Here is an 18,904-nt window from a genome sequence, read left to right on the forward strand (position 1 = left end):
TGTTAAGCTGTTACGCATTTAAATTGTATATTTCGCGCTCAGGTGGTCAAGAGTCAAGAGTCCAGGGTCAAAGGCTAGCTTGGACTTTTGACTTTTGACCCTTGACAGCCCTAACGACAGAATATTTGATCTAGGCGCGTATCAGCTTATCAATTAATTTTCTTAACTGTAACTGTATTTGGATATAGGCGATCGCCCCAGAGAAATAGGTTTCAATCCCCTTTAGAGGAAGATACCTTTTCGCTTTACTTAAGAGCATTGCTAACTAAATTTACTCTTTGCTATCGTTACTCTGCCTGTATGCAAAGGATGGAAATTAATCAAAACACCGTATGGAACCTATTTTTGTTTATATTACCTGTAAAGACCGTGCCGAGGCTTTACAGGTGGGCAAAGCCCTAGTTGAAGAACGCCTCGCCGCCTGTGCCAACGTGATTGATGGGATGGAAAGCATTTATTGGTGGAAAGGTCAATTGGAAGTGGGTAAGGAAGCGGTTTTAATTCTCAAATCCCGCAATGATTTGCTGGAGGAGCTAACAAAAAAAGTTAAATTAGAGCATAGCTACGAAGTGCCTTGTGTGGTAGCTTTGCCCATCAAAGGTGGGAATCAGGACTATCTGAATTGGCTGCTAGGGGAAACAAAGAAAGAATAGGCTTTAAACCCCAATAAAGTTTAGATAAGCCTTTTTCTCTCCCTCTGCTGGCATAGCGTAAAGCCTACGGCATAGCTACGCTGAACGCGTAGCGTCCCGCAGGGATGGAATATTTTTTTAGTTGGAAGTTCCTTACTCTCTGCTTTCTGCCTCATCTGTCGAGTAAAACTGTTGGGCGTAAAAACGGGCATAGCGTCCTTCTTGAGACAGGAGGAAAGTGTGGGTACCAGCTTCCACTACCTGCCCTTGTTCTAGTACAAGAATGCAGTCAGCTCGCCGCACGCTGCTTAAGCGATGGGCGATAATAAACACGGTGCGGTTCTGCATAACTCGCTCCAGCGCTTCTTGGACAAGTGCTTCTGATTCTGAATCTAAGGCAGATGTGGCTTCATCTAGGATGAGAATTCGTGGATCGTTGACAATTGCGCGGGCGATCGCTAATCTTTGGCGCTGTCCTCCAGATAGATTAACCCCACGTTCGCCTACCCAGCTATGGTAACCTTGGGAAAACTGGCTGATAAACGAGTGAGCATTAGCAATTTTCGCTGCTGCTTCTATGGCGGATAAATCTAATTCTTCCTGACCGTAACCAATATTTTCGGCGATGGTTCCAGAAAAAAGAGTAATATCTTGGGGAACAATGCCAATTTGACGACGCAAGCTAGTGAGTGTGACATCGCGGATATCGATATCATCAATGAGAATTTCGCCTGCTTGCGGGTCATAAAAGCGAAGTAACAAATTAATTAAAGTCGATTTGCCCGCCCCAGAAGCACCAACTAAGGCAATGACATTACCTGGTGCAGCGTGTAGATTGAGATCCTTGAGGACTGGCTGACCGGGATTGTAGGCGAAATTGACATGACGATACTCTATCTTGCCAGCAATTCGCGGTAGTTCCTTAGCATTCGGTTTTTCGCTGAAACTGGGCTGCTGCGCCATCAATTCAAATATGCGTTCTACAGAAGCCTCGGTCTGTTTGTACTCGTTGTAATTGCTAATCAAGAGGTCGATGGGCTGAATCAGTATAGCTACAGCAGCTAAGAAACTGATAAAGCCTTGAGGTGTCAATTGATTTTGCGAAATCTGCCATCCGCCCAACAGAAACAGCAGCATAATGCTAACTGCTTCTAAAAAACCCACAACGGGAAACTGCAGCGATTTGAGTTGTAGAGCGCGATACTTAGCTTGGCGATGTTGTTCGGCTTCTTGATTGAATCGTTTGACCTCATACCCTTGGGCGGCAAAAGCCTGAACCACGCGAATCCCGCTAAATACTTCCGTTAGCAGCGCCGACAAATTAGAAACCTGATTTTGACTTTGGCGAGATAGCACGAGTAATCGCTGACCAAATGCGCCAATCAACCAAGCCATCAAGGGAGCTAAAATCAAACCAGCAAGGGTGAGTTGCCAATTCAAGTAAATCATGTAAATGGGAATGACAATTAACTGCAACAGATTGGAAAGAAACTGATGCGATAACTTGTCTACAATCTCACCGACGCGATCGATATCTTCAGTTAACCGATAAGTGAGGTCTCCTGTCTGTGTAGTTTCAAAGTAATCTAATCCGAGTTTGTGCAAATGTGCATAGACCTGCTTACGCAGATTTAAAACCATATTAAGAGCAGCCGCAATCATAAAGACATTCTGCCCGTACTGGCAAAGCCCTCGCAGCAAAAATACCAAAGTAGCTAGCCCCAGCCAGTAGGCAATCTGGTTAACATTACCCTGACCGACAAAAAAAGCCACCTGACCTGCTAGATAGGGCAGTGCTAGAGTGAGCAACACAAATCCTAAGATGCAAGCGAATCCCCGAACTAACAGCAGCCATTGGGGCCACAGATAAGGTAACAGATGCCAGTAGCTAGAGCGGACTTTCATAGTTTAATTTTTGATTGTTATCCTTATCTTGATGATTGAAGTTTGCCAGCATCAGCAATTTTGTCAGGGGCTGGTCATAAATCTCAAATTCGGTCACAATCTCCTGACAATTGATACCTTCTGCCCTCTGCCCGCTGCCTCCTGCCTTCTTGAATCAATTTCTCCTAGAGAGTTGAGCAAAAAGCGGGCTATTCTTTCAGATGCGCCGGGAGTGCCAAATCGCTCAGGGCCATTTTTTTGACATTTAGCGAGATAGTCTGCATCTTGTAAAGTCTCTACTACACGTTGAGCCGCTTGTTTGAGTGTCTCTGGAGTTGCTGGCCCAGTGCCAATGGTTTGAGCAGAAATGCCCAATAGCCGCGTTTGCGCTTCTGCAAATTGATAGGTAAATTGCGGCCCTTCGCCGGGAATTTGAATAATCGGTTTGCCGATCGCCACTGCTAAATCCACTGCCAAACCTGCCATACCAATGACGAGATTAGAGTGATATAAGATATCACTAAAAGCATCTGAGTAACATCTAACTTCTACCAACGGTAATTCCTCAGCAGAACTTCCTGACAGAGAATAGGTAAGTCTGCCTTGGGATAGTTGCCAACCTTGACTTTGAGCAATATTTTCTAGTTCACCCATCAAATTAGGAACCAACGCAGCGCGAAACTGCAATCCAGATTCAGGCATCACCTGGGCAATTTCTTTCACCAGTTGCAACTGCAAACAAAAATTTCTGGCGGCTTCTGGCATTCGTGATCCAGGGAGGAGTGCGATCGCAGGGATGTTTGGTTTGAGGTGCAAGTCTTTGCCAGCCGGAACGAGGCGATCTAAGGCCGGAATACCACCAAACTTAGCTTTAGCTATACCTTGCCGTTGCAGATCGAACGTTGTATGGGCATCTCTGGTAAAAACTGCCAAACAGCGAGCAGAATTCAAATCGTGCCACAACAAAGGATTGATCCGCAATCGCCCTTCATACAAGGCAGAAAGACAAGAAATAAATGACACGAAAGGGCGCTTTGTTAAATAAGCAAATGTTTGGGAGACAAAATCCCCAGTAGCCATAATCAAATCGCAGTTAGGAGCATACTGCAAAACCGCTTGTAACTGTCGCCACGTTAACCCAACTAATCCCGATTGGAAATCTTTGAGTAAATAGAGGCGCTTCATGTAAAAGAATCCGCCAGAGGGCATAGTTTGTGTTGGGCCAATAATCGGAATCTTCAGGCTGCGGTAAGCTGTTCCTTCCCCTACAATCGGCATTGCTGCCATCTCAATAGAAGGAGATAATTGCCGCAGGGTTTGAATAACATGAGAAGTGTGGTTATCCTCTCCGTGCCCGTTACTAATAAACAAGATTCGTTTAGAAGGCATCTTGGTATTTGGATAAATCTGTTCTTTTTTGGCAATCCTGCTAGGTCTCATGAGAGCAAACTAAACAGGAACCTCAATTGATCGAGAAAGCATTGCTGGTTTTGAAGATTATTGTAGTTAGCTGATTGATAGGGGCTTTCTCACATTTTTATTCAAAAAGAATCATACGATAAATTTGTAATTCATCGCATCAAGCGGATAGCAGCTCCATGAGGAATGAAGACCCAGCCGCAAGAACGTCAACCTAACACAACATTACAGGTATAGAGAATACCTTACACCAACTGAGGTGCGATCGCTTCTCCAAATATTTCTGCTCTGTAAGAGTTACAGCCGTTTTTATACTGCATGACTGGGTTAATTAATTTACACAGCAATTACCTCATTTTGGCTAATTATTTTGGCTCTTATAATATATTTTTTAATATTTTTATAATGGTTTTATTGTTAAGTATCGCTGTAAATTTAATAACAACAAAATGTTAATATGAGCATGAAAACTAATTAAAATCCCCGACTGATGATCTTATCAGGGATTCCTCAGCCAGGGATTAACTGTTAACTGTAATATCTGTCCGTTGGAAGTTAGCGCTCGTTCGTTAGGACAGCAGTTAACAGTTAAATAAATTATAGTTTCTTTGATTAAAACTAAGTATAAATACCAACAAACACACTACTGGCTATGAATGGTTGGTAGTAGGATGTGTTAGCAGCGAGATTACAACATCCGCGCCAAAGCTTTTCTTGCGTTACAGCTTACTGAAATTTGTTCAGAATAGGACTTACGCAAGTGTCACATTTTTCTCGTTTAGGCTGTCAAGAGTCAAGAGTCAAAAGTCCAAAAAACCTGAATTTTTGACACTTGACCCTTGACTGTTGACTCTTAAACCAGAAGTTTGGTGTACCAGTTGCGTAAGTCCTGCAGAAATCAAATCAGATTCCTATATTTTGAATTAGTGTTACGAGATTATTTGCAGTTTCAATCCCCTTGCGGGGTTGTAAAATGTTGAATTGCTATTTCAATCACAACTGAATTACATAATTTTGAATTCACACTGCTACTATTATGTCAAAAAACTAATTGTTAACTATTCTATGTTTAACCTAACATAATATTACAAATCTACAATGATGACTGAAGATGTTGGAAATGAAGCTAAAATAGTTTCTTCAGATTTATTTTAATTCCTTATGAAAGAAATATTACATCGAATTGAAAATTGGTTGAAAAATAATTTTTCTGAATTATTAGACACCTTAAATCCGGGAGCAACTGCAGAAGAAATTCAAGCGTTAGAAAAGCAAATACAAAGCGAGTTACCTTCATCATTTAAAGAATTATATAAGTGGCATAATGGACAGAGAAGCGGAACTTATCCAGGATTATTTTACGGCTTAGAATTCTTATCCTTGCTAGAAGTATCTGCAAATTGGCAAGTGTGGGCGCAACTTGTGGATGATGATATCAATAAGCATATTCTCTGCCAATCTTATAGTCCGGGAAAAGTTAAAGAAATATATGCTAACAAGAAGTGGGTGCCTTTTGCTTTCGATTGGGGTGGTAACCATTTAGGAATAGATTTAGATCCAGGAGAGCAAGGGATTAGGGGACAAGTTATCAATTTTGGCAGAGATGAAGAAGTTAAATTTATTTTCGGAGATAATTTAGAATCATTTTTAAATTGGTTTATTACTCAACTAGAATCAGGAAATTACATTCTCAGTGCTGAGGAAGATACAAAGAGTTTTAGTACTAAAAACCCTCAGATGATCCATTTTCTTGATTATTGGAAAGTGATTACTCAGGGCAAGCTTTAATCAATTGACATCTCAAGAATTTTAAATACTAGTATTTTTTAGATTTGTCAATGGAATGTAACATAAATTACGATGAAAAGGCGATCGCATGATTTATATTGCGTCGCCAACCCTATCAAATTATGGTGAGGTTTGATACTCCTCACCATCTGCATTCTTTGAAGACTGTATTGCAATCCAAATTATTTCTTGGCTGTCAACCCCCTAGATTGCTCTACTAGGCGAATAAACTCATCTCGATAACCTTCCTGGTCTTCGCCCTTACCTTGAGTTGCCAATTTCATCACCAAATCATAGTTTGCATTTCCCTTATACTCAGAGTCACGTAGCAACATCCCAAAGGTAGCTACCGCAGCAGCAAATTTCAGGTTCGTGGAAGTTAGCTGTTCAACGCTGACATCATTATCTTGGATGGTTTGGGTAATTAATTGACTGGTATTTTCTTGGGGTAATTTATATCGCAGTTTCACCTGCATCAACTCATTGCTAGCAGTATCTGCTGGTTTGATAGCAGAAGGCTGATATCGCAAGGGGTCTACTGTTGGCAGTTTAACATCGCTGTTAATGCCAGTAGGAATGATTTCATACAGCGCTGTCACAGAATGACCCGCCCCAATATCACCTGCATCTTTCTTATCGTCATTGAAATCTTGGTTTTGCAGTAGGCGGTTTTCGTAGCCAATCAAGCGATAAGCCTGAACTTTCGCTGGATTAAATTCCACCTGAATTTTCACATCCTTGGCAATGGTAAATAGAGTGCCCCTGAGATCGTTAACTAAAACTTTTTTGGCTTCCAATAGAGTATCGATGTAGGCGTAGTTACCGTTACCCTTATCAGCCAGTTGTTCCATTTTTGAATCTTTATAATTGCCCGTGCCAAATCCCAACACAGTCAGAAAAATACCTTGCTCTCGCTTCTGTTCAATTAATCTTGTCAGTTCGGCATCACTAGAAACCCCGACATTAAAATCTCCATCGGTAGCTAAAATAACTCTATTATTACCAGACTTAATCAAGTTTTGTTTAGCTATTTTGTAGGCGAGTTCAATGCCCTCACCACCAGCCGTTGAGCCTCCAGCCTCTAAACGGTCAATTGCTGCCAAAATTTTTGATTTCTGACTACCAGGCGTAGCAGGTAACACTAATCCCGCATTCCCTGCATAGACTACCAAACTCACCCGGTCTTCAGGACGTAGTTTCTCTACTAGCAATTTGAGGGACTGTTGCACCAAGGGTAATTTGTTGGGTTCACCCATAGAACCGGAGACATCAATCAAAAATACTAGGTTGCTAGGTGGTAAAGTTTGACTTTCTAAACGTTTACCTTGCAAACCTACCTGTACCAATTTGTGTTGCGAATTCCAGGGAGCAACCGCAACTTCTGTAGTAACAGAAAAAGGGCGTTGGCTCTGCCCGCCGTAGGCATCGCCTTTTGGTTGTGGATAATTGTAAGTAAAGTAGTTAATCAATTCTTCAATTCGCACTGCATCCTTGGGCGGTAATTCTCCCTGAGTAATAAACCGTCGCACGTTGCTGTAGGATGCTGTATCTACATCAATGGAAAAGGTGGAAAGAGGATCATTACTGACGCGGTGAAAGGGATTGTCATCAATCCGGTTGTAGTTTTCTGTGTTGAATCTACCCGTTTGTGGTTCAGGTGCAACCCTTCCTACATTCCTAACTGCTGAAAGTTTAGGGCTGGCGGGGCGGTTAACAACTTGCTCTTGAGCAGTTGCGCCAGAGGGAATCGTAGGGAGTGGAGGTATCAGTGTGGGTAAAGGTTGAGTCTTGCGATTGTCTTCAGCAGGATTGGTGTTACTAGCAGCATTCAATTCCTCTGTTTGTTGTTTCAGGGTTGCTAACTCTGGGGCGAATTCGGATTGCAAGCGTTGTAGGGTTTTGAGATCCGCTGGCGCAACTGTACTGGGATTAGTGGCTATTAGCTCATTACTCCGATTCACACAAGCATTTAAGACAGTGGCAAACTCAGTCCGAGTTATAGGCCGAGTGCCAAAGTTTTGGATGGAAACAACGCAACTATACTTTTGTACCAATGCTTGAAGTGATTGGTAGTCGGGGTTATTGGGTGGAATAGAGGCTGAATTTTGAGGAGTCTGATTAGCTGGAATCGCAACCGTAGGAGGCTGACGTAAAATTGCAATTCCCACTGATGGTATCAACAATAATATTGTTGCAATGCTGATTCGCTGCCAGATTTTGGATGGAATCGGGTAAGACATGGCTAACTTCTCACACTAATTCTGGTAATGCCGCAAAACTTCATAGAATGATGGCAACCCTGTTGAAATACACAGGATTGCTATTATCTAAAGTTTTTATTTATACCAATTAAAATGATGTTTGCAACAGATAGATCATTCGGAGGGCAAAGCAATGCCTTGCTCCTACAATCTGTCGCATTCTTTTTTAAAATGGTAATACCTAGAATAATCTGAAACCCCTGAGGATTTGCTCACCGTTACAGTTTTGGTAACTATAAAATTGCGATAAATTGCGATCGCCAGTCATTATAAAGTTACTCTGAGATCGCGCCTTAACGGCCAAGAAGGGAAGAGGTTTTTCAACTCGGGGATAATACAATCTTGAAAAGTGATGTTCTGGAAACTATTGATTACTGGTTATGACCCTTCAAGTCTACGGGATTCCCAACTGCGGCACTTGCAAAAAAGCTGTGACATGGCTGCAAGCCAACAGCATTGACTATGAATTTAATAACACTAAAGAAAATCCACCCACCCGCAAGCAGATCCAAAGCTGGGTAAAGTCTTTGGGTTCTGCTCCCATGCGGAATACCTCCGGTCAATCCTACCGTGCTTTAGGTGATGACAAGAAGACCTGGACAGATGAACAATGGATTGAGGCTTTTACTCAAGATGCAATGCTGCTTAAACGTCCGATTTTTGTCAAAGATGGAACAGCCTTAGCGGTAGGTTTCAAAGATGAAAAACTCATTCGCGAAAAATTAGGGTTTTAATCTCCATTGATCGGCGATGAATTTTTTCTAATCTAACGCACTATTTTAGTCTAGACACGCCAGTAGGTTGGGTTAAGCACAGCGCAACCCAACATTTGAACGCTTAAGCTAGATTTCGATGTTGGGTTTCCTTCTATCAAACCAACCGACAACTCTGGTGATAAATTCGGGTTATGATTTTTTCCCACAAATTATTACTCATGTTTTTTAGTATCTTTTGACAACCACAGTAATAGTTATCTTTAAAAAGCCTACAATTGCTAACAAGACTAGTAATTTTATGCTAATCAACCTTGAGCTAATAAATCTTTTAAAGTCAGGTATTATAAGTATTTTTTCTTATTTCAGGCTTCACTCAATATAACTTAATATTATTATTAGCAAAATTTTGATATTTTCATTTTTAGTTAACTGAATTAAACAATTAACTCTCAGCATCCTAAATTAATTGTGAAAAATATTCTTCAAATCGAACTAGAGAGCCGCAAAAAACATAGAGAGATGAGAAATATATACTTACACAATTGGTAGGGTTGCTTCATTTGTATACTTAGCAGAAATTTGTTATGAAAAAGAGACAACAGGTTTTTGGTGGTATTATCTTGTGGGTAGTACTGGCATTCTTAGGTGTCGCTCTCCAATATTTCTACAACGTTTTACAATATATTTTCTTTCTCCGAGTACCTATCATTGTTGGCTTAATGCTGTTTTTCTTGCCCAAGGTTGCTGTTGACACTGGTTTATCACCAATGTTGAAAAACTTGTTTGTCCTGCGTGCTAATAATCAATTAATTTTAGTAATTGGAGGTGCAGTTTTAGCAGGACTTTCGACAATTCAAGTTTTGGATGTAATTTGGTATAACTCCCAGATTCGTTTTGATGTACCTCGGTTACCAGAAATTACAGCAATTCCAGAAATTATCCAGTATTTATGCGCTATCATCTTGAGTCTTCCTATTATCATCAAAGCGATTCAGCTTTCTAAAAAAGAAATAGAAACAGGAGATAAAAGCCAGGAATTTTGGGGAATTATACTCGGCATAGGTTTAGGTATTTTAGTGATAGTCACAGACTACTTTGCTAAGATTTTCTTTAAATCCAATCAATCTTTAAAACAGGTATTATTGGCATTAATCGATTTTTTACCGAAAAGGATACAAAAAGGTTATATAGATGAAGCTGGGGGTTTATCTTACGGTATTGCTGAAATGGTAGGGTTTTCCTTACTGATACTAATGATTTATGGCTTTGGTTATATTATCTTTAAACCTCGTCCAATTACTAACAGATTAGAAATACCTGCGCTTTTTTATATCACTCTAATTTTGTCATTGATGGTTGTATGGCTAGGAGGAATTTCCTTCTTTAATGATGTGTCTCGCATTCCCACATTCTTATTATTCTGTGTTATTTCATCTGCATCTTATAAAATTTTTCAAGTAGACCATTTTTACAAAATCTACCCATTAAAAAATAAATTGCCAAAACCGACAGATGAAAAATGGATTGATATTATCCATAAACGGCTAGAAAATCAACAAAGTGATGAGAAAACTTTAGTAGTAGTTTGTGCAAGTGGCGGTGGTATTCAAGCCTCTGGATGGACAACTCAAGTTTTGACAGGTTTACAAGAAGCAATTGGAAATAAATTTACCAAAGCAATTGGTTGGATCAGTGCAGTTTCTGGTGGTTCTGTGGGCACAATGTTTTATTTGGATAGATTTGGAGCGCAAGGTTATCCAGATAAATGTGAATTAGCAAACATTTTTAAAAGCGCTACAGAAGATAGTTTGGATGCTACAGGATGGGGGTTAGCTTATCCCGATTTACTTCGTTTTATTGGATTACCTTTTGTTGTGCCAAAAGAAAAGGATAAGAATGATCATGCCGAAACTGAGCAAGATCGAGGTACAGCTATCGAAATAGACTGGAAAGGAGAAATGGAAAATCCCGATGAAAGTTTAGGTAGCTGGAGAGAGAAAATTGACGAAGGAATCATTCCTATTCCTATTTTTAATGCCACCTTAGTTGAAGATGGACGGCGTTTTTTAGTTAGTCCATTGACTTTTAGTAAAGAAAGTCAGCAAGAAAATCGCACCTCTATAGACTTTAACAAGCTCTATCCAGAATATGACATTGATGTGACTACAGCTGCTCGATTATCTGCTACTTTTCCTTATATTTCTCCTGTGTGCTGTCCTAGTAAAGAAACCAATTGGAATTATCATGTAGCTGATGGTGGCTACTTCGACAATTTTGGTATAGTTACTAGTATTGAATTACTGGATCAACTTTTAGAGTCATCTCACAATAGCCAAATCAAAAAAGTTATTTTATTACAAATAAATGCCTTTCCTGATAATGAGTTACCAAAACAAGAAGAAGGCGCTCCTGGATGGCAGATGGAAGTTATTGGTTCATTACTTGCTTTATTGAACGTACGTAGTTCTACACAAAATGGCAGTAATTCATTAAATATCAAACTTTTGAAAGATAAATATGAATGTGGTTACAATCATGCTGATAACGAAATAAGGCTGCAATTTTTGAAGGAAAAATCTTGTAAAAAAGGGATAGAAATTAACCACGTTAACATTACATTTCCGCCTGGCAAGATTAGTCCTCCACTTTCTTGGCAGCTAACTCAAGAACAAAAAGAAGCTATTCAAAATTCTTGGAAAGAGTGGGAGAAAAATAACTGTGATGTAATTACAAAAATCAATGAAGCTATCCCACCTGTAAAAGATATTCATTTAGAACATGATTTAGAATCATCTACAAACTGATTGTGGTCAGCTGTTACCGAACAAAGGCAGAGGGCAAGAGGAAAAACATTTTTGCCTTCTGCCATCGGTTTTAAAGCCCACGGCAGTTGACAGCAATAGTTGGGTTTATTCCAGCGACTTACTTAGCTTTCAAGATAGATGTTGGGTTGCGCTGCGCTTAACCCAACCTACATCTGCTATGTGTGCAGCTTGTGAGAAATACAGGTGATAAATTCGTAATTGAAAAGGTCAAATTTGCTCATCAAATCGGCTGCGAAAGCCTCCGTATTTTATCCAATATTGTTTCAAATTGTGGCAAGGTGTATGTAAACTGGCTCTTGCCTGATAAAGAATCACTTGACGATGAGCGCCCATCCAAATTTTGTCAATTGGCTCAACCGAAATCACAGTACCTCCTAATGCTCCTACACATTGGGAAAAGCGTTCGATAGCACTATAATCTACAGTTGCAAAAACAAAGAAATTACCCGAACAAATTAAATGCCGACTGCGAATCCAGCACTGCATTTTCTTCTGTGCTTCTGGAGGTAGCATATTTGCTTTTAGAGGCAGATTCGGCAGGGAAAAATCATAGGATATTTGGGATTTCATCTGCAAAACTCTCCCGCTTTTCAAACCGTAATGGCCCAAAGGTAGATCCCCAAACTTGTTGGTGTGTATTCACATCCATACCTTTATCTAGGCTTACCCACGTGGTTTCTGTAATTTCAACGTAACTATCTAGATAGGTCTGGCAGCCATTTTTCTCAATTAAGCATAGGTTTCCAGGTTCAACACCGCCGATAAATTTATCTCCCTCGCGTTTAAAAATCATCGAGCAATGATATCGGCGTTCAATACAATTTGGGGTAATAGTTTTGAGAATATTTAAGTCTCGTGCTGCACCTGCGTAATACAGTGCTTGTTTTAAGCTGTAATTTTCGATATAAATTTCATCGCCCTGATCGATAAGACGATGGACTCCCTGGCGATAAGGTCGCCACAAATCATAATCATATACTTGTTCCGAATAAAGCCCAATTCCTGAGAAGAATTCAAACGGTAATGGGCGAAAGAAAACATGAATATGGGCGTAATCTTTAGAATTTTCAAATGCCTGTTTATAGTTGCTGAAATCACCTGCCATCCAACGAGCCAGGGTGATTAAATTAGGCGATACAGTGTCAGAAATTTTTGGTAATGAAGAGGTCATAACTAGATGAGGATAAATAAACAATCCCAAAATCTTCTTGTCAAGTTGCTCCTCTTGGACAAAGCCCAAGACTATACTTTCGGCAAAATTCAAAATGATGACCTGAATACCAATTATCTAAAATTGAACAACAGATCCAAACTCATCAATGCTTTGGCTATGGCTTCCTAATTGTGAATTGCCATAACCTATGCACCAGTGTTTATGAAAAAATGGCATGGCAAAGCTAACGCGATCGCGTTTATATATAGACTGCACGCACTGAGGTTGTATCTATATGACTTGAAATATGGTCAGATATAGTTTATTTCTGAATATCCTGGCGGATTTCTGAAGAAAATGAAGCAGTAACAACTCCTGAACCAGCACTAGTTTTAATTAGGGAAACCCGACAACGAACATTGGGGTTAACAAACCAGATTTTCTCTTCAGCAGCGGCGCGATCGTAAGCGGTGACTAACACAAATGTGCCATCTTCCGTAAAGTAATAGTCGCCAGCAGCGGCGATTGTTTCTGCATAGCCTTGATCGCGTAGGAGTTTACCGCGATGGGGACGATCTGGATCGGGGATGGGAACTAAGACACAGGTGCCTTTGATTTCACTATCATCCCAATCTGATTGGCCTTCCCAAGTCATGCGAAATGGGGAAACCACAGTTTGAGGATCGATATTATAGCTTTTACATAAGTCAATCACTGCTGGATCGTCATCTGGAAGAGCAATGATATCTATCTCAGACTGTACAGCTTCAAAGTGACCGAATGCTAAATGATGGGCACTACGTTGCGATCGCCAATGCCCTATAGAATTTGCCACAAACTTTGTAATATTCATCAACACTTTGGTTTCCATTTTTAGCTATTTGCTTTGGGATAGGAGAAGGTTCCCATTGACCCCTAAAGATTTATCCAGTTCAGTTAAGGACATTTAGTGGGTTAGGCAGGGAATGCAGGGGGAGAAACAGAAGCTTATCTGAACTGTATTGCCATAGCTTGACTATTGACAAAATGTTAGAGGTGAGGAACTTCTCCATTGCTAGCGTTAAGCTATTTCCGCAATACTAATAATCTTGCCTCCTGTTTTCTGGATACTTTGAATTTTCTGGGATAGCTGATTGTATCCCACTTCAAAGGTAGCTACGCTCTTGGTCACCCTAGCACCAAAATTGGCTTTGGATACAGAGATTCGGAACCTCTTACCTGTATTGCTAGCAGCACCAGAACCAGCAGCGGGAGCAACAATTTTGGTGGCAAGATTAGAGCCAATATCGCTAATCAATTTTGCCGATTTACCTAGATCGTTGGCAGCAAATCCCCGCATTAACGCGAAGGTACGGTTAAAACCGACATTCTTAATCCCGGCTTGGGTACGATTACCACGAGCAGAGGGCACAATATGGTCGCCAAAACTCCTGATATATTCATCACTATCAATGTAGGAGTTGATTTCTGCTGCGTAACCTTGTGTGTTGTAAATTTGCACGTGTTCTGCAATTTCCGCTTGATCTTGCGGGGCGCGACCGAGCAAATGTTTAAAGTTCAATTCAATAAAACGATAGGGAGAAGAAGTTTCAAAAAACAATGAACGATATAGGTCTGATTGAGCCACTGCTCTGACGAAACCGGAAACAGTAATATCACCATTCCGCAATTGAGACTCAGCACTGGTCAGCCGTTGATTTTCAAATATATGAGCATTGCCCAAAACCTGGCGATATACGGCTCTGATCGTTGCTTGTAGATCCTCTTCGGTGGCGTTGGGGCGTAATTCAACGGACTCGGTTTCTATCCAAAGTGCCATATCAAATGCCTCCTAAATTTAGGATTTTTGTGGGTGTTTTTGAAAAATTGCAAATTAAAAAAGTTAATCATCATTACGAATTACTAATTCGTAATTCGTAATTCGTAATTCGTAATTCATAATTCGTAATTAAACTGAGGGTTTGAGTCCCTGACTTCTATAAATCTTGCTGTTACAGGTGGGATTTAAATTCCCATCCATAATGTAATTACGAATTAGTAACTACGAATTACGAGTTGTTAATACTAATCAGTTCAACATTTAGAACAGACCAGTATTGATGCCCACCTTGTTAAAGGTTAAACAATTTCAGTAATGCTGACGATTTTGCCAGAAGTACGATTAATCCGCTGAATTTGTGGAGTCATCTTACTAGCTGGAACAATGTACTCAGTGGTACTGATGCGTCGGGGACTGTCGAATTTGGAACCTTGCACCAAGATTTTGAATCGTTTTTCAGTTCCGGAGCCAATGACGGTGGATGAAGAAGCTTTAATCGCGTTGGCACTGTTAGTAGCAACAGCATAGACCAATTGAGCAGATTTAACTGCACTATCAATTTGGGCAGGGCCGCGATCGAGAGCAAATATGCGGTTGTAGCCGACTTGCTTGGAGTTGGCTTCGCTACTTCTACCACGATAGTAAGGTACTACGTTTTCACCAAAGGCTGCTTGATATTCACTGCTATCGATATAGGAGTCAATTTCCGCATCGTAGCCTTCAGCTACAGTCCGAACGATGTGTTCGGAAACTTCTCTTTGATCCTGGGGTGCGCGACCAAGCAAATGCAAGAAGTTAAGTTCTACAAATCTGTAGGGAGCGCAGGATTGGAAGTAGCGGTTGCGATAAAAATCAGACTTGGCAACGCTGCGGACAAATTCCCGCACGGTGATGGAGCGATCGCATAATTGTGATTCTGCTGTCACCAACCGCTCACTCTCCATAACATGAGGGTTGCCTAAAACTTGTTTGTAAACTGCACGGATAATAGTTTGAACTTCCTCTAAGCTACTAGAGGGCCAAAGTTCAAGAATTGTTTGGGATGCCATTAAAATTTCTGCTCCTCAATTTTTTAAGTTTGCACCTAATTTATACAGGAGTGATACTTGCGATCACGCCGCCTTGCTGGTGAATCCGTTGATACTCTTGAGAGAGCTTTTCGTAGGGCACCAGAAAGACTTGGTTAGAACGGCGAAACTTGGAAATATTATTGAAGGTTTTGGCACGATAACCTGTAACTTCAATGCGGTAAACTTTGCCACCAGCACTAGCATCGACTCCAAGACGGGTACGCGCACCAGTAGGTGGTGTAGAGAAGGTTGCTCCAGCGCTAGCAGGTGAAATTACTGCTGTTGGTGTGCTTTGAATCACTAATGCATTTAGCTTAGGAGCCTTGCCAGATAAGTCACCCTTTAGGCTGCTGCTAGAAGCACCTCGTACCAGTTGGAAAGTATGAGTAAATTGCACCATGCTCTGAAGCGCTTCGGTTTTATAGCCTCGGATGTAAGGCACAATGTTCTCACCAAAAGTAGATTGATACTCATCACTATCGATATAAGAATCAATCTCAGCTTCAAACCCTTGAGTATCAAGGATTGTGCTGTGGGAGCGCATTTCTTCCAAATCTAGTGGTGGACGACCCAATAGATGGCGGAAGTTGAGTTCAATGGCTCGGTAGCGCGCACAACTGGTGAAAAAGCGAGAACGATATAGTTCAGATTTAGCCACTGCTCTGACAAACTCGCGGACGCTCAACTCACCCCGCTTAAACTGGGATTCAGGCACAGCAAGCCGCTCACTTTCCATCACATAGGCATTACCTAATACTTGCCGATAGACTGCCCGAATGATTGTTTCTGCTTCTTCTTGTGAGCGACCTGGTACCCACTCAACGGGAGGAGTTTCATCAAATAGGCTGACTCCCAAGCGTGAAGCTGGTCCAAATGGCATTAATTGTTTCTCCTGTTAACGAAAGTTTAAGAAAAGTGTTTCGATTTGTAAATAAATTTCAGATTGCTCACCCAGGCTCATCAATTCTCTGGATTGATTTATGACAACCCAAATTATCAGCTTCCATAAGCATGAAAGCTGTGATTTCCTAGATGCTCAAGGTTTTAGGCGTTTTATACGCTTTGTTATGATCATTTTCTTATGAGCGCGGAAAGATGTACATCAAGATTTGTAAATCTTGATGAAATGAGAGGATTTTGCACTCAGTTTGCACAAACGATTTGTATTGGGCATGGGGCATGGGGCATTGGGCATTGGGTAATTGGTAATTGGTAATTGGTAATTGGTAATGGTTATTTCCCCTAGTCCCCAGTCCCCAGTCCCCAATCCCCAGTCCCCAGTCCCTAATCCCCAATCCCCAATCCCCAATCCCCACTTCACTCTGTCGCCCCTGCTTTGATTAATAAATCTACGGCTTGAGCAGATCTAAATGAATTACGGGCTTCACTCAATGCTGTCGCACTCCAGCGATTCTTGGGGCGGAAGTCTGCGCCATGTGCTAATAAAATCGTCATAGTTTCTAAATCGCCTCTGGCTGCTGCCATCATCAGAGGAGTCCAACCACCGATGTTGGCAGTATTGACCTCAGCACCCAGTTCAATCAATGCTTTGACTGTATAGGTATGCCCATTATCGGCTGCTAAGTATAATGCTGTGTCACCAATTTTATTGATGGCATTTATCTCAGCACCCATCGTCACTAGACGTTGCACAATATCTGTTTGACCACGCCGCGCCATTGTCATTAGCACAGTCTCTTCGTAGGAATTGCGATCGCCTATATCAGCACCACTATCGAGCAGCAAGGAAACAATTTGCGAGCGATCGCTTTCTGCAGCGAACATTAAAGCTGTGTAACCTGCGGGATTTTTCACATTCACATCAGCATTATGAGCTAGCAGTAATTCCACGATATCAAAATAACCCTCTGTAGCAGCCCACATCAATGCTGTATTACTGGCTCCCAAGGCTGTAACACCCCCGGTAGTATTAGCGTCTGCGCCCTGGGCTAGTAAGCTTTTGACAGCAGTAGTGTCACCTTTAACGATCGCGCGGATCAAATCTTCGTTGAGAGAAGCCATTGTTTAAGTAATTCGTAATTGATAATTCTTAATACCCTGCGAGTTCTCCGAAGGAGTACCCGCAGAGTAGACGCGTAGCGTCTACGTAGTTACAACGTTACCTGATTGTGCAGTTCAAGAAGCACTACTAAATCTTTGCTATCTTTGCTCGGTAGGTTGTTTGTACTAATTTTAATTACGAATTACGATTATTTTCTCAAGCTGTCTTTATTTCAACTTTGAATACACTGTCTGCAGGTTTCTGAGCAATAGTACTATCCCAAGCTATTTTCTGCAAAAATGCCTCACCAGAGGGAGTTTCTACTACATCTACACCCCAGTTTCCTGGTTGCAGGGCATCAGGAGAATCGCTAGTGGGAGGAGTGGTTTTTATACCACCTAAAACCAAAATTTCTGGGTTATTGTCTGCACTTAATTGATGCGATCGCCGTTTTTCTGCTAGAGCCTTAGCGCAGAGTTCACCAACTTGCTGCGGCGAAAATTCATCGGTAGGGAATAAAATTTCTACAGTCCAATGAGGATGATTCACCAACCTGCATTGTAGTTGTTCATAGACACTCAAGCTCGATTTAAATACTTCAGCAAATTCTTCCCGACTGAGGGCTGGTACTGTGTCAGGAATAACATCAAAGTTATGAGAGAGCAGCATTCGCCCTTGAAATTGATTCAACATTTGGATTCAGCATAATTACAGCTAGGGTTTCAGTGGCTTGAGACTTAGTAGCTAGTTTTGAGGATGGGTATTACATTTTGCTATGGAGAACTTTGTAGAACACTCAAGCCATTGCTATTTTCTAACCATAGTAGAATTAATCACCTAAAGAGGATTCGTTAAGTTTATTAACTAAATCAGCGCTGAACCCAAAACCTCAAATTTGCACCGTTAAGAAACAAGCCTCAAGCCCAACAAACCTGCAACAATTAAGCCAATACAAAAAAAGCGCTTCATCTCAGCAGGTTCTCCAAACAAAACTACACCCAGCAAAGCCGTACCTACTGCTCCGATACCTGTCCAAATTGCATAAGCGGTACCCACTGGTAAAGTACGGAGTGCTTTTGATAGCAACAAAAAACTCAGTATCATACAAGCAACAGTAACGACGCTAGGAGCTAGCTTGGTAAATCCTTGTGTATACTTCAGACCGATTGCCCATCCCATCTCTAGCAAACCAGCAATCAGAAGGTAAATCCAAGCCATTGTTTTTTCCCTTACCCACCCAAATGAGACACAATTTTATTCTGCTTGAATTATTACAGGGAAGAGGTAATCAGCCTGTCTTTCATAAGGAAGAATATTTTCTGTTATCCTAAACTC

Annotated in this window: 16 protein-coding genes; 4 read left to right on the forward strand and 12 right to left on the reverse strand. The window is 41.1% G+C overall.

All coding sequences use genetic code 11. The annotated features are described in order from the left end of the window. Positions 1 to 332 precede the first annotated feature (332 nt). Positions 333 to 653: a divalent-cation tolerance protein CutA gene (gene cutA / locus AACU25_RS16575; RefSeq protein ID WP_096577392.1), complete on the forward strand. Its 321-nt coding sequence runs from the start codon at positions 333 to 335 to the stop codon at positions 651 to 653. A gap of 132 nt (positions 654 to 785) precedes the next feature. On the opposite strand, the gene AACU25_RS16580 is transcribed toward cutA, so the two are convergent. Next, a complete protein-coding gene (locus AACU25_RS16580; protein WP_096577394.1) occupies positions 786 to 2,537 on the reverse strand; it encodes an ABC transporter ATP-binding protein in 1,752 nt (583 codons plus the stop codon). Positions 2,538 to 2,630: 93 nt separating this feature from the next. Further along, positions 2,631 to 3,905, reverse strand: coding sequence for a lipid-A-disaccharide synthase-related protein (locus AACU25_RS16585; RefSeq protein ID WP_096583827.1), 1,275 nt, complete (start codon positions 3,903 to 3,905; stop codon positions 2,631 to 2,633). 1,191 nt (positions 3,906 to 5,096) lie between these two features. Here AACU25_RS16585 and AACU25_RS16590 point away from each other — a divergent pair. Beyond that, on the forward strand, positions 5,097 to 5,723 hold the full coding sequence (locus tag AACU25_RS16590; protein WP_096577396.1) for an SMI1/KNR4 family protein: 627 nt from the start codon (positions 5,097 to 5,099) through the stop codon (positions 5,721 to 5,723). A gap of 182 nt (positions 5,724 to 5,905) precedes the next feature. Here AACU25_RS16590 and AACU25_RS16595 read toward each other — a convergent pair whose 3' ends face one another. Beyond that, positions 5,906 to 7,963 (reverse strand): vWA domain-containing protein, encoded by a 2,058-nt coding sequence (locus AACU25_RS16595; RefSeq protein ID WP_096577398.1) that lies wholly within the window; start codon positions 7,961 to 7,963, stop codon positions 5,906 to 5,908. Positions 7,964 to 8,364: 401 nt separating this feature from the next. On the opposite strand from AACU25_RS16595, the gene AACU25_RS16600 reads away from it, so the two are divergent. Continuing rightward, a complete protein-coding gene (locus AACU25_RS16600) occupies positions 8,365 to 8,718 on the forward strand; it encodes a Spx/MgsR family RNA polymerase-binding regulatory protein (protein ID WP_096577400.1) in 354 nt (117 codons plus the stop codon). Between the two features lie 566 nt (positions 8,719 to 9,284). Then, on the forward strand, positions 9,285 to 11,504 hold the full coding sequence (locus AACU25_RS16605; RefSeq protein ID WP_096577402.1) for a hypothetical protein: 2,220 nt from the start codon (positions 9,285 to 9,287) through the stop codon (positions 11,502 to 11,504). Positions 11,505 to 11,732: 228 nt separating this feature from the next. On the opposite strand, the gene AACU25_RS16610 is transcribed toward AACU25_RS16605, so the two are convergent. The 9 genes from AACU25_RS16610 to sugE form a co-directional block, all read right to left on the reverse strand. Beyond that, complete coding sequence (locus tag AACU25_RS16610; RefSeq protein WP_096577404.1) at positions 11,733 to 12,095, reverse strand: CpeR family transcriptional regulator; 363 nt, start codon at positions 12,093 to 12,095, stop codon at positions 11,733 to 11,735. After that, a complete protein-coding gene (locus tag AACU25_RS16615; RefSeq protein ID WP_096577406.1) occupies positions 12,073 to 12,696 on the reverse strand; it encodes a chromophore lyase CpcT/CpeT in 624 nt (207 codons plus the stop codon). Before AACU25_RS16615 ends, AACU25_RS16610 begins: the two co-directional genes overlap by 23 nt. A gap of 304 nt (positions 12,697 to 13,000) precedes the next feature. Beyond that, complete coding sequence (locus tag AACU25_RS16620) at positions 13,001 to 13,549, reverse strand: phycobiliprotein lyase (RefSeq protein ID WP_321206897.1); 549 nt, start codon at positions 13,547 to 13,549, stop codon at positions 13,001 to 13,003. A gap of 189 nt (positions 13,550 to 13,738) precedes the next feature. After that, a complete protein-coding gene (locus AACU25_RS16625; RefSeq protein WP_096577408.1) occupies positions 13,739 to 14,497 on the reverse strand; it encodes a phycobilisome rod-core linker polypeptide in 759 nt (252 codons plus the stop codon). A 299-nt stretch (positions 14,498 to 14,796) separates the two neighbouring features. After that, on the reverse strand, positions 14,797 to 15,546 hold the full coding sequence (locus tag AACU25_RS16630) for a phycobilisome rod-core linker polypeptide (RefSeq protein WP_096577410.1): 750 nt from the start codon (positions 15,544 to 15,546) through the stop codon (positions 14,797 to 14,799). Between the two features lie 40 nt (positions 15,547 to 15,586). Beyond that, the gene (locus tag AACU25_RS16635; RefSeq protein WP_096577412.1) at positions 15,587 to 16,447 is read right to left on the reverse strand and encodes a phycobilisome linker polypeptide; all 861 of its coding nucleotides are present in this window, start codon (positions 16,445 to 16,447) and stop codon (positions 15,587 to 15,589) included. Between the two features lie 437 nt (positions 16,448 to 16,884). Further along, positions 16,885 to 17,589 (reverse strand): ankyrin repeat domain-containing protein, encoded by a 705-nt coding sequence (locus AACU25_RS16640; RefSeq protein WP_096577416.1) that lies wholly within the window; start codon positions 17,587 to 17,589, stop codon positions 16,885 to 16,887. Between the two features lie 196 nt (positions 17,590 to 17,785). Then, positions 17,786 to 18,262: a DUF2656 domain-containing protein gene (locus AACU25_RS16645; RefSeq protein WP_321206896.1), complete on the reverse strand. Its 477-nt coding sequence runs from the start codon at positions 18,260 to 18,262 to the stop codon at positions 17,786 to 17,788. A 210-nt stretch (positions 18,263 to 18,472) separates the two neighbouring features. Next, positions 18,473 to 18,787, reverse strand: a complete 315-nt coding sequence (sugE, locus tag AACU25_RS16650; RefSeq protein WP_096577418.1) for a quaternary ammonium compound efflux SMR transporter SugE — start codon at positions 18,785 to 18,787, stop codon at positions 18,473 to 18,475. Positions 18,788 to 18,904 lie beyond the last annotated feature (117 nt).

The sequence above is a fragment of the Tolypothrix tenuis PCC 7101 genome, from assembly GCF_963874875.1.
GTDB lineage: Bacteria > Cyanobacteriota > Cyanobacteriia > Cyanobacteriales > Nostocaceae > Aulosira > Aulosira tenue.

Excerpts from the sequence above, each read along its gene's own strand:
- cutA (WP_096577392.1), top strand. The coding sequence starts at position 333 with ATGGAACCTATTTTTGTTTATATTACCTGTAAAGACCGTGCCGAGGCT.
- AACU25_RS16580 (WP_096577394.1), bottom strand. The coding sequence starts at position 2,537 with ATGAAAGTCCGCTCTAGCTACTGGCATCTGTTACCTTATCTGTGGCCC.
- AACU25_RS16585 (WP_096583827.1), bottom strand. The coding sequence starts at position 3,905 with ATGCCTTCTAAACGAATCTTGTTTATTAGTAACGGGCACGGAGAGGAT.
- AACU25_RS16590 (WP_096577396.1), top strand. The coding sequence starts at position 5,097 with ATGAAAGAAATATTACATCGAATTGAAAATTGGTTGAAAAATAATTTT.
- AACU25_RS16595 (WP_096577398.1), bottom strand. The coding sequence starts at position 7,963 with ATGTCTTACCCGATTCCATCCAAAATCTGGCAGCGAATCAGCATTGCA.
- AACU25_RS16600 (WP_096577400.1), top strand. The coding sequence starts at position 8,365 with ATGACCCTTCAAGTCTACGGGATTCCCAACTGCGGCACTTGCAAAAAA.
- AACU25_RS16605 (WP_096577402.1), top strand. The coding sequence starts at position 9,285 with ATGAAAAAGAGACAACAGGTTTTTGGTGGTATTATCTTGTGGGTAGTA.
- AACU25_RS16610 (WP_096577404.1), bottom strand. The coding sequence starts at position 12,095 with ATGAAATCCCAAATATCCTATGATTTTTCCCTGCCGAATCTGCCTCTA.
- AACU25_RS16615 (WP_096577406.1), bottom strand. The coding sequence starts at position 12,696 with ATGACCTCTTCATTACCAAAAATTTCTGACACTGTATCGCCTAATTTA.
- AACU25_RS16620 (WP_321206897.1), bottom strand. The coding sequence starts at position 13,549 with ATGGAAACCAAAGTGTTGATGAATATTACAAAGTTTGTGGCAAATTCT.
- AACU25_RS16625 (WP_096577408.1), bottom strand. The coding sequence starts at position 14,497 with ATGGCACTTTGGATAGAAACCGAGTCCGTTGAATTACGCCCCAACGCC.
- AACU25_RS16630 (WP_096577410.1), bottom strand. The coding sequence starts at position 15,546 with ATGGCATCCCAAACAATTCTTGAACTTTGGCCCTCTAGTAGCTTAGAG.
- AACU25_RS16635 (WP_096577412.1), bottom strand. The coding sequence starts at position 16,447 with ATGCCATTTGGACCAGCTTCACGCTTGGGAGTCAGCCTATTTGATGAA.
- AACU25_RS16640 (WP_096577416.1), bottom strand. The coding sequence starts at position 17,589 with ATGGCTTCTCTCAACGAAGATTTGATCCGCGCGATCGTTAAAGGTGAC.
- AACU25_RS16645 (WP_321206896.1), bottom strand. The coding sequence starts at position 18,262 with ATGTTGAATCAATTTCAAGGGCGAATGCTGCTCTCTCATAACTTTGAT.
- sugE (WP_096577418.1), bottom strand. The coding sequence starts at position 18,787 with ATGGCTTGGATTTACCTTCTGATTGCTGGTTTGCTAGAGATGGGATGG.